The organism is Synechococcus sp. OH2 (genome assembly GCF_047462155.1).
Classification (GTDB): Bacteria; Cyanobacteriota; Cyanobacteriia; order Thermostichales; family Thermostichaceae; genus Thermostichus.
On the sequence record NZ_JANSIR010000023.1, the window covers coordinates 28411 to 36891 of the forward strand.

The 8481-nt window shown below is 57.2% G+C and carries 10 protein-coding genes and 1 pseudogene; 5 read left to right on the top strand and 6 right to left on the bottom strand.

Annotated features, from left to right (window positions below):
• Window positions 1–64: 64 nt before the first annotated feature.
• The 5 genes and pseudogenes from NW835_RS01915 to NW835_RS01935 all read right to left on the bottom strand — a co-directional run bounded on the left by NW835_RS01915 (window position 65) and on the right by NW835_RS01935 (window position 4034).
• On the bottom strand, window positions 65–970 hold the full coding sequence (locus NW835_RS01915; protein WP_414414384.1) for a BREX system ATP-binding domain-containing protein: 906 nt from the start codon (window positions 968–970) through the stop codon (window positions 65–67).
• 63 nt (window positions 971–1033) lie between these two features.
• A pseudogene (locus NW835_RS01920) lies at window positions 1034–1297 on the bottom strand (BREX system ATP-binding domain-containing protein); the annotation flags it as partial.
• Window positions 1294–2244, bottom strand: a complete 951-nt coding sequence (locus NW835_RS01925) for a hypothetical protein (protein ID WP_414414376.1) — start codon at window positions 2242–2244, stop codon at window positions 1294–1296. The gene NW835_RS01925 and the pseudogene NW835_RS01920, both read right to left, overlap by 4 nt.
• Window positions 2241–3008 (bottom strand): hypothetical protein, encoded by a 768-nt coding sequence (locus tag NW835_RS01930; RefSeq protein WP_414414377.1) that lies wholly within the window; start codon window positions 3006–3008, stop codon window positions 2241–2243. Before NW835_RS01930 ends, NW835_RS01925 begins: the two co-directional genes overlap by 4 nt.
• Window positions 3009–3080: 72 nt before the next feature.
• Complete coding sequence (locus NW835_RS01935; RefSeq protein ID WP_414332471.1) at window positions 3081–4034, bottom strand: asparaginase; 954 nt, start codon at window positions 4032–4034, stop codon at window positions 3081–3083.
• A gap of 142 nt (window positions 4035–4176) precedes the next feature.
• Here NW835_RS01935 and NW835_RS01940 point away from each other — a divergent pair, with 142 nt between their 5' ends.
• The 4 genes from NW835_RS01940 (at window position 4177) to NW835_RS01955 (ending at window position 7405) form a co-directional block, all read left to right on the top strand.
• A complete protein-coding gene (locus NW835_RS01940; protein WP_414414378.1) occupies window positions 4177–4941 on the top strand; it encodes a sirohydrochlorin chelatase in 765 nt (254 codons plus the stop codon).
• A gap of 67 nt (window positions 4942–5008) precedes the next feature.
• The gene (gene cobA / locus NW835_RS01945; protein ID WP_414414379.1) at window positions 5009–5740 is read left to right on the top strand and encodes a uroporphyrinogen-III C-methyltransferase; all 732 of its coding nucleotides are present in this window, start codon (window positions 5009–5011) and stop codon (window positions 5738–5740) included.
• 24 nt (window positions 5741–5764) lie between these two features.
• Complete coding sequence (locus NW835_RS01950; protein ID WP_414371131.1) at window positions 5765–6553, top strand: ABC transporter permease; 789 nt, start codon at window positions 5765–5767, stop codon at window positions 6551–6553.
• A gap of 180 nt (window positions 6554–6733) precedes the next feature.
• Window positions 6734–7405, top strand: a complete 672-nt coding sequence (locus tag NW835_RS01955; protein ID WP_414414380.1) for a response regulator transcription factor — start codon at window positions 6734–6736, stop codon at window positions 7403–7405.
• Between the two features lie 21 nt (window positions 7406–7426).
• Here the strand turns inward: NW835_RS01955 and NW835_RS01960 are convergent, their stop codons facing one another.
• The gene (locus tag NW835_RS01960) at window positions 7427–7690 is read right to left on the bottom strand and encodes a ParB N-terminal domain-containing protein (RefSeq protein WP_414414381.1); all 264 of its coding nucleotides are present in this window, start codon (window positions 7688–7690) and stop codon (window positions 7427–7429) included.
• Between the two features lie 148 nt (window positions 7691–7838).
• Here NW835_RS01960 and NW835_RS01965 point away from each other — a divergent pair, with 148 nt between their 5' ends.
• On the top strand, window positions 7839–8237 hold the full coding sequence (locus NW835_RS01965; protein ID WP_414414382.1) for a hypothetical protein: 399 nt from the start codon (window positions 7839–7841) through the stop codon (window positions 8235–8237).
• Window positions 8238–8481 lie beyond the last annotated feature (244 nt).

Genomic DNA, 8481 nt, shown 5'->3' on the forward strand with positions numbered 1-8481 from the left:
AGCTTCCCGCCGATTAAGCTAAACTCAGACAACTCAGACAACTTTGGGGAGCACCTAGGCTTGCTTAAGCTTCCTCTTCCAGTTCTTGGATCTCTTCCGTAGGGGTGTGTCCAGTCGCTTTGTCTTCCTCAATCTGAACTTTATCGGTGGGGTTGTAGTACCGGCGCACATCCCACTCAGTAATCCAACGGCGAATAATTGACCGCACGGTAGTTGTGCCGTAAAGAGGAGGGAGCTCAGACAGTGATGGCCGTACCCAATCAGGGTAGGCCTTCTGGTAGAGATCCGCCACCTTGCGCAACATCGCTTGAATGGCCTCCTGAGCTTCCGAACAGGAACGGAGGGGGATAGCCCGCCGAATGGCCTCCATGCCGGCCCTTACAGCTTCCTCAGAAACATGCTTCTGGCGTGCCATCTCAGGTGCCTTCTCCCAATCCCCTTTTTCCTGCAAGATAGACTGCTCAAAGTCGCGGGTTACTGCTGCCACTAGAATTAGCGGAGCTGCTTTTAGTTCTTCAGGTAAAGTTTCCTTGCCAAACAAGTGGCCAAGAACGCGGTAGGACTTGACCCGCTGCAGGATGCTGTACTGTGCAATCAGCTCGATCTCATCCACCAAAACCACCAAGCCCCTGAGCCCTATGGCCCGACATAGCTGAGCAGAAAAAGCCAGGCGCTGCCAGTGCAGACTTTCCGCAGGAGGTAGCTTGCCGACGGAGTGAGCCCCTGCCAGACCGTGATCCCGAAGTCTCTGCCGCACCTCTGAGAGCCTCAGGGTGGGTTCACCGGCCCAAAAGCGGACAATAGCATCTAGTTTCTCATCGTCACCCTCTAGCCTTTGGTGTAAAGCTAGAGTAGACGGCCACCAGCCCTCTCCAAATCGCCATTGGTTAACCCAAAGCTGGAACTCCTGGAAAGAAGGCTGTTTGTACTGCAGACGACCTGCAATGCCTTGAAGCCCGCGCTCAGCCATGTCAGGGAGTTCGATTTCGGCAAGGATGCGGGGAATTAGGCGACTAGGATTGCCAAGAGGCAGCTCTTTAGAGATGACAACCAGCGAGGTGGCAAAACCCTGCTTCTTTGCTTTTTCCTGCAGAGTTAGTAGAAGATGAGACTTACCAGTTCCAAAGTCCCCCTTCACGAGCATCCCCCCAGGCTCTAAGCTGGGGGCGTTGCATAATTCCCAAAACTTCTCTTCGACCTCTTGTTGCCAAGAGCCAAGTTCTGCAACCGCAAATGGATTGGGAACACCGTTTCGCAGCGCTTCAATCGCTCGTCGGGCTACAAGTGATGCGCTCATTGAAGTTGAACCATAGTTGTACAAGGATTGGGATAATTGGGAGAATATACCTCGTTCTCAATTCGAGTTTGCAAGGCCCGGTACTTATGGTAGGACAAAAGTTCTGATTCAATAAAGTCTAGAGGAGCCATGAAGATTAGGACTGTTTTCTCAAGCTTACTCTCTGCATCGATAAACTCTCGCAAGGTTTCGTAAAGCTCAATAATTTGCCTACGAGTGAAGATTGGACGTCCATTTTCTCTTCGCTCGTAGTAATGAAACAGACTGACAAGAATTGCTGTGCAACCGAGCTGGCGCGTGAAAAGCCTCAGAAAAGAAAGTAGGATCTCTCGAGAATTTGTCCTATCAATCTTTCGAAAAATAGCTGCCCCACGCACTTGACTAATAGATTTCAGTGTGCCTTTGAGCCACTCCTGAACCGCAAGGCACAAACCTTCTAGAGTGCCTGGACTTTGGAGAGGCTCGTAGATAAGACGGGAAATAGCCTTGCGAAAGTCGAGAGCCAGAGAGTAGTCCTGAAAAATCAGCTTCTTAATTTCTCGCTGGAACTGTATGTTGATCTCGCGGGCCTCAACCTGGTAAAGCTCCGCCAGTTCCTCTAAAGTGCAGTCTTGAAGTTCTGAGCTGGGGGAATATCCAATTTTTCTGAGAATGCTATAGCGCAGTTCTCTGGCAAAAGATTCCCAGTTTACCTTCTGAGCAAGGGCAAACCAAAAATTCTCAATTGAATGTAGATTGATGCGCTCTTCGCTTAGATCAAAAAGCCGAAAAGAAGAAAGAGATAGCTTTTCCTGAAGAGATTTGTAGAGGTGGGAGTAGGAATCTTTTGGGACAACAGCTAGCTTGACGGTTGCACCACCCGCAGGGATGAAGGATCCCAGGTAGTCTTTCTCAAGACAACGCAGCCATAAATCAAGCTGTAGACGACTCTGGGTTTCCCCACTCATAGACGCTCAAACTCCAAAAGATAGTAAATATGTTCCTCACCGCGTTCATCGCGAATGCGATAGCAGCGACCTGAGCGCGTGCCTGTAGATGCAGAGAAGATCAAGCGATAGCCATCCACATTGTTGATTGGGTTTCGATCTAGAAGGTAAAGATGTCGCGTAAATTCTGCTTCTGTGTAGTCTGAGTTATTGAGGTGGAGAACATCGAAGACATCTCGCGCAGCTACACTTATGGAGTTAGGCAGTTGCTCCACACGCTTTCTCAGGTAGCCTGCCGCAATTCTTGCTGCCTTCCAAATGAGCTGAAGGACAGCCTGGGGATCAGTCTCTTTGCTCTTGGCGGCTCTTGCTCGCTTGATTGCCTCAGCAATAGCACTGGGCCGCTGGGATCGGAAAATCTTGCGGTCGATACGTACCCCCTCTCTGGCAAAGTGCACTAAGGCAGGAAAGGCCACAAAAATGTTCGGATTCTCGGTAGGAAGCCAGGGCTGGTCTACCCGTTCCCCCACTTCGCGGGCCAGGTCTTCGAGGGAGGAGGTGGACAAAGCTTGCTGGGCTTGTTCAAGAGCTCGCCTCACCAGCTCCACTTGGGAGAGAGCTTTGTTGAGGGCAGAGCCACAGCTTTCTACCTGGCGGTTTACTGCTTGGAGATCTCCCCTTCTGCTAGCAGCTTGGGCACTGCCTACCGCTTTCGTCAATTTCTTAGTTAGCTCAACCAAGCTGGCCAGCTCGCCGTCAAGAGCTTTGAAAGACTCTTCAAACATTTTTCTTCCAATTTTTTGACAAGGTAGCACTGCCAGGGAGTAAGATGCAAGACTCAGCCCCGCTTGGATTGCTCAGGGCATGCGCAGCTCCCCTTCCACCTCCAGGCGGGTGTAGGGGCCGACGGCGAGGAAGCGCTCCCCTAGCATTTCGGCAGCGGCAGGTTGGATCCAGCCCATGCGCTGCAGCAGGTGCAAAGCCAAGGCATATTTGGCCCGCGCGGCCCCATCCTGTACCTTGATGGCCAGGCCCATCCCCTCTCCGACGCGCCCAATGCACTGGATCCCTTCGGCGCCGGACTTGCTGACCAGCTCGCCTTGGGTGGCCCGCATCAATTCTGTGTCGAAACATCCCTGTCCGGCCACCATTTCCGGGTGGTGGGTCATGGCGCGGGCGATGGCCTCCAAGTCGGGCCGCTCGCCGGCAGTCAGTTGGGCAAATAGAGAGGCCAAATGGTTCAGTTGCAGTTGGTAGGTGGGCACGCCGCAGTCATCGCGGGCAAACAAAAACTCTTCCGAGGGCATCTGCAATAGATCCGCCAACTTAGCCCGCACCAGGGCCTGAACGGGGTGTTGCCGCTGGGCGTAGTCCGGCAGGGTCCAGTTCTGGGCGCGGCTTGCTAGCAGCATGCCAGCATGCTTGCCGGAGCAGTTGTGGCACAGGGGGCTGGGCTTGCCGGGTGGGGTGGGGCAGACCAGCAGCTCGGGAGACAGATCGGCGCGCCAGAGCATGCTGAACACCTGCCGCGCATGGGCCGTGGTGCCCTGATGGGATCCGCACATAATGGCGATATCCTTCTCGCTGAGGCGGTAGCGCTCGCGGATGCCGGTGGAGAGCATGGCCAGCGCTTGGAAAGGTTTGAGCGCAGAACGGGCAAAAACAGGAGTGGTGCTGTTGCCGGCCATGGCCAGGGAGCGCCCGCGGCTATCGGCCACGACCGCTTGGCAATGATGGATAGATTCGGTCAACCCTTCCCGCAAAACATGGATCAACAGTTCGGGGGTGGTGGAACGATTCTCAAATGACATGAAATCCTGGGAAAGGGCCGACGAGTCTGAAAAAAGGATGTGTACTTTATCAAATCATACGCGCAGATCCGGCGCGAGACGTTGCCGGAACCTTTCTAAGTAGCAAAATAGAACAGTTGCCTCTGGATCCCTGACTTCTGCCATGTCCTTAGCTCCACTGGTGTTTTTGGTTTGTCACGGCAGCCGGGATCCGGAATACCAACAGGCGGCGGCGGATTTGCTGGCCCGGGTGCGGCAGCGGCTGTCTCCTCAGCCGGTGGAGCTGGCCCAGTTGGAAGGTCAGCCCCTGACCTTGGCAGAGCAGATTCACAGACAATTGGCCTCCTGTCTGGATAGAGTCGATGGGCCGGTGGTGCTGCTGTCGCTGTTTATGGGCGGGGGATCCCATGTGGAGGAGGATTTGCCGGCTGCGGTGGAGCAGGTTCAAGCTCGCTGGCCGCGCCTGCAGTTGCTGCTGACGCCCCCCATCGGCCAGCACCCGGCCCTGCTCGATTTGGTGGCGGCTCGCGTGGTTGCGGCGCAGCGGTTGGGGGAACTGACCCACGGCTGGATCCTATTTGGCCATGGCAGCCGCCTGCCGGGATTTGCCGCCCAGCTCCAGGCCGGGATCCAAGCTCTGGAACAGCGCCTGCCCGGAATCCCCATCCACCTGGCTTTTGCCGCCCAGCCCCCCACCCTGGAAGCGGCTGTAATCCATTGCCTGCGTCTGAGCCAGTATCGCCTGCGGGTGCTGCCGTTTTTTCTTTTTCCGGGCGGTCTGCTGCGCGCTTTACAAGAACAAGCTCAGCGGCTACAGCGAGAATGGCCCTTGCTGCAGATTACGGTGGAGCCGCCCCTCTGGCGGGATCCCCAGGTGGTACAGGCCATCCAGGAGACCCTGCAGACGGCCTGTCTGACCGGGAAGTAGGGTTGGTTGGTCAAAACTGTCCTGTTCCAGCAGAATAGATATTTCCGACAAGCTATTGGGATTTGAGATGGGCAAAGTGTATCTGGTGGGGGCAGGGCCTGGGGATCCGGGACTGCTGACGGTGAAGGGCAAAGCGCTGCTCGCCCATGCGGACGTGGTCATCTACGATGCCCTGGTGGGATCCCCCATTTTGGAGCTGATCCCACCCACAGCAGAACGAATCTACGCCGGCAAACACTGCGGCGCCCATACCCTCCCGCAGGAGCAAATCACCGCCTTGCTGATCGAGAAAGCCCAGACGGCAGCCGTGGTGGTGCGCCTCAAGGGCGGGGATCCCTTCATCTTCGGGCGGGGGGGCGAGGAGATGCTGGCCCTGGTGCAGGCCGGGATCCCGGTGGAAGTGGTGCCGGGAATTACGGCGGGCATGGCCGCCAGCGCCTATGCTGGGATCCCACTCACCCATCGCGACCTCAGCTCCTCGGTTGCCTTCGTAACCGGCCATGAGGCGGTAGGGAAATACCGCCCCCAGGTCAATTGGCGTGCCCTAGCCGAGGCCGTAGAAACCTTGGTGATCTACATGGGTATGCACAACCTCGGCCACATCGCCGCCGAATTGTTGGCCGGCGGCAAAGCTCCCGACACCCCCGTTGCCCTGATCCGCTGGGGCACCACCCCGGAGCAAGAGATTCATCTGCTCCGTTTGGAGACTCTAGCCGGTCAGCCCTCGCCTGTAGCACCGCCCGCCATTGTCGTGGTGGGAGCGGTGGTCAATCTGGCCGGCCTGTTGCCCACTCTATAGTCCGCTTGCCCCTTCAGAGCCTCAATGAACGCCTTTTTTCGCAAGCTGAGGGCGCTCTTTGCCGCCTACTACGCCTACATGCTGGAGTACCGGGCGGAGCTGATCCTGTGGGTGTTGGCCGGATCCCTGCCCTTGATCATGATGGGGCTCTGGAGCGAAGCCGCCCGTTCAGGAGATTTCTCGCTCTCTTCCCTGGAGTTCAGCCGCTATTTTCTGGCCGTGTTCCTGGTGCGCCAGTTCAGCATCACCTGGGTAATCTGGGACTTTGAGCGGGAGGTCGTCGAAGGCAAGTTATCGCCGCGTCTGTTGCAGCCTCTGGATCCCGCTTGGCACCACGTCGCCAGCCACCTGATGGAGCGCCTGGCCCGTCTCCCCTTTACCATAGCTTTGATTGCCTTCTTTTTCCTGCTCTACCCCCGTGCTTTTTGGATCCCGTCTTGGCAACAGGTGGCACTGGGATCCCTGGCCATTCTGTTGGCTTTTGCCCTGCGCTTTCTTATGCAGTACACCCTGGCGCTGCTGGCCTTTTGGGTGGAGCGAATATCGGCTCTGGAGCAGCTTCATTTCTTGGTGTACCTGTTTTTGTCGGGGGTGATCGCCCCTCTGGAGGTGTTTCCACCGGCGGTGCGCCAGGTCTTGGCCTGGACGCCCTTTCCCTACTTGGTACATTTTCCCGCCGGCCTCTGGGTGGGGATCCCACAAGATATCCCGCGCGGTTTTGCCATGGGCCTGGCCTGGCTGGGGCTGTTTTGGCTGGTCAACCGCTGGCTGTGGCGCAAGGGTTTGCAACGCTACTCCGGGATGGGAGCCTAAACAAACCTATTTCCCAGTCCGCCTGAGCCGGCAGCAAGACTGCTTCTGGAACGACTATTATGGGGCAGGGGTTAGTTGATCGCCAGCATCCTATCTGGACTTAAACTTGCGGCAAGAGGTGAATAGCGCCCTCAGATCATCTCTTTAGTCATTCCTCAACAGCCTCTCCCCCTAGTCATCATGAAGCGCGTATTGGTCGTAGATGACGATCCCCTCTCTTTAAAGGTGCTGAGCCGCCACTTGACTCAGCACGGCTATCGGGTTTGTACGGGCGCTTCGGGTGTAGAAGGGCTGCGCCTGTTTGCCCAAGAGCAGCCGGATGTGGTGGTGTCGGATGTGGTGATGCCGGAAATGGATGGCTTCGAGTTTTGCCGGCAACTGCGCCAACAGCGGGGCGGCGAACTCGTCCCCTTTATCTTCCTCTCCTCTCGCAGTGAGCTGGACGACCGCGTTCAGGGCTACGAGTGGGGAGCCGATGACTACATCATCAAGCCCTTCGAGCCGCTGGAGTTGGTGGCCAAAATCGAGGCGCAAATCGAACGAGCCCGCCGCACCCAGTTGGAGATTCTGCGCCTGATCCAGCAGCAGACCCAGGCCAAATCCGAAGCCGCCCCCCGCTCCAGCTTACCCGAGCTTCCCCTCACCCCCGCCGAAGAGCGGGTGTTCCGGGAAGTGATCCGCGGCCTCACCAACAAGCAAATCGGCGAGAAGCTGTTCATTAGCCCGCGCACTGTGCAAACTCACCTGACCAACATCCTCAGCAAGCTTTCTCTGGAAAATCGCTCACAACTGGTGCGCTTTGCCTACGAACGGGGCTACGTCCCCCAGGAAGAGTCGGGCGACAAAAAATAGGCTGGGAGAGAGGGATCCCTCCTAGGCCAGGTGGAGTCTCAAGACGGCAGGCGTTGCCTTGCGCACCCGGCAGGGAATTCGCTCCCTGCCTAAGCGAACAAATGCCTCGTAGCGGTGGCAGCCAGAGAACCCGTAGTACTCTCCCTCCACTTCCAAAACCTCGATCGGCTCCTGCAGGCCGATGGCTTCGATGGAAGCCATCAACGCCTGCACTTTCTCCGGATCCGTCTGCCGCGGCAAGGGGCGACGAATTTGGGCCAGGGGAATCTCGCGAATTTGCGCCATGGTGAATTTTCTCCCTAGGTAAGCTTCTTAATCATACTCGTTATGACTTTGCTCTAGCAAGACTTGCAGAGGGAGTGGATTCTCAGGGCAGAGCATGGCAGGATAGCACCATTCCTCACTGCCCTTTCGCTCAGGAGCCAACTTAGCCATGTGGCAACTCCTCCAAGCTTTCTGGGGAAAGATCGCCGGCCAGGCTCCCCCCGTACCCCCTGGCAAGGCCCCACAAACCTCCCCTGGCGAGATGCCGCTGCAACCACCTTCTCCCCGCCCAGCAGAAGCCTCTCAGCCCACGCCGGAACCTTCCACTCCAGCAGTGGCTGGGCAAGGTGGGGAAGCGGCGGGGGTGATCGCTGCTCAGGAGCAATCCCCGGACTCTAATGCAGTGGAATTTCTCCTGGGCACCTCTACAGCCAAAAGCATCGGCAGCTTCTGGGCCATGGCCGATACGGGATCCCGGATTTCCCGCATTGCTTCCGCCACCGACGGTGGCCGTGCAGTCAGTTCTATTGCAATTCTCACTAGACTCTCCAGACCAGGCCTTGGCTGAGACTTGGGATCCCTGACCAGATGTCCCATCTTGCCATGGCTGCTGTTGCTCCCTGGCTGGGGTCAACGGCTGTCAGCGCCGGTTTGGAGAAGGTTGCAACACACAGCAGAGTAGCTTTGTAGCCCCGTACTCAGCGCTCGGCGCTGCTAGCGCGAGTAGTGCGGGGCGGGAAAGCCTTAGAGCAGCTTTAGCTGCTGTTCAACGTAAGGCGCGGGATTCCCCACCCGGGTGGGGAGGGATAGCG

Coding starts and splice junctions, on each gene's coding strand:
- NW835_RS01955 (WP_414414380.1), top strand. CDS start 6,734: ATGAAGCGCGTATTGGTCGTAGATGACGATCCCCTCTCTTTAAAGGTG.
- NW835_RS01925 (WP_414414376.1), bottom strand. CDS start 2,244: ATGAGTGGGGAAACCCAGAGTCGTCTACAGCTTGATTTATGGCTGCGT.
- NW835_RS01930 (WP_414414377.1), bottom strand. CDS start 3,008: ATGTTTGAAGAGTCTTTCAAAGCTCTTGACGGCGAGCTGGCCAGCTTG.
- NW835_RS01915 (WP_414414384.1), bottom strand. CDS start 970: ATGGCTGAGCGCGGGCTTCAAGGCATTGCAGGTCGTCTGCAGTACAAA.
- NW835_RS01935 (WP_414332471.1), bottom strand. CDS start 4,034: ATGTCATTTGAGAATCGTTCCACCACCCCCGAACTGTTGATCCATGTT.
- cobA (WP_414414379.1), top strand. CDS start 5,009: ATGGGCAAAGTGTATCTGGTGGGGGCAGGGCCTGGGGATCCGGGACTG.
- NW835_RS01965 (WP_414414382.1), top strand. CDS start 7,839: ATGTGGCAACTCCTCCAAGCTTTCTGGGGAAAGATCGCCGGCCAGGCT.
- NW835_RS01960 (WP_414414381.1), bottom strand. CDS start 7,690: ATGGCGCAAATTCGCGAGATTCCCCTGGCCCAAATTCGTCGCCCCTTG.
- NW835_RS01950 (WP_414371131.1), top strand. CDS start 5,765: ATGAACGCCTTTTTTCGCAAGCTGAGGGCGCTCTTTGCCGCCTACTAC.
- NW835_RS01940 (WP_414414378.1), top strand. CDS start 4,177: ATGTCCTTAGCTCCACTGGTGTTTTTGGTTTGTCACGGCAGCCGGGAT.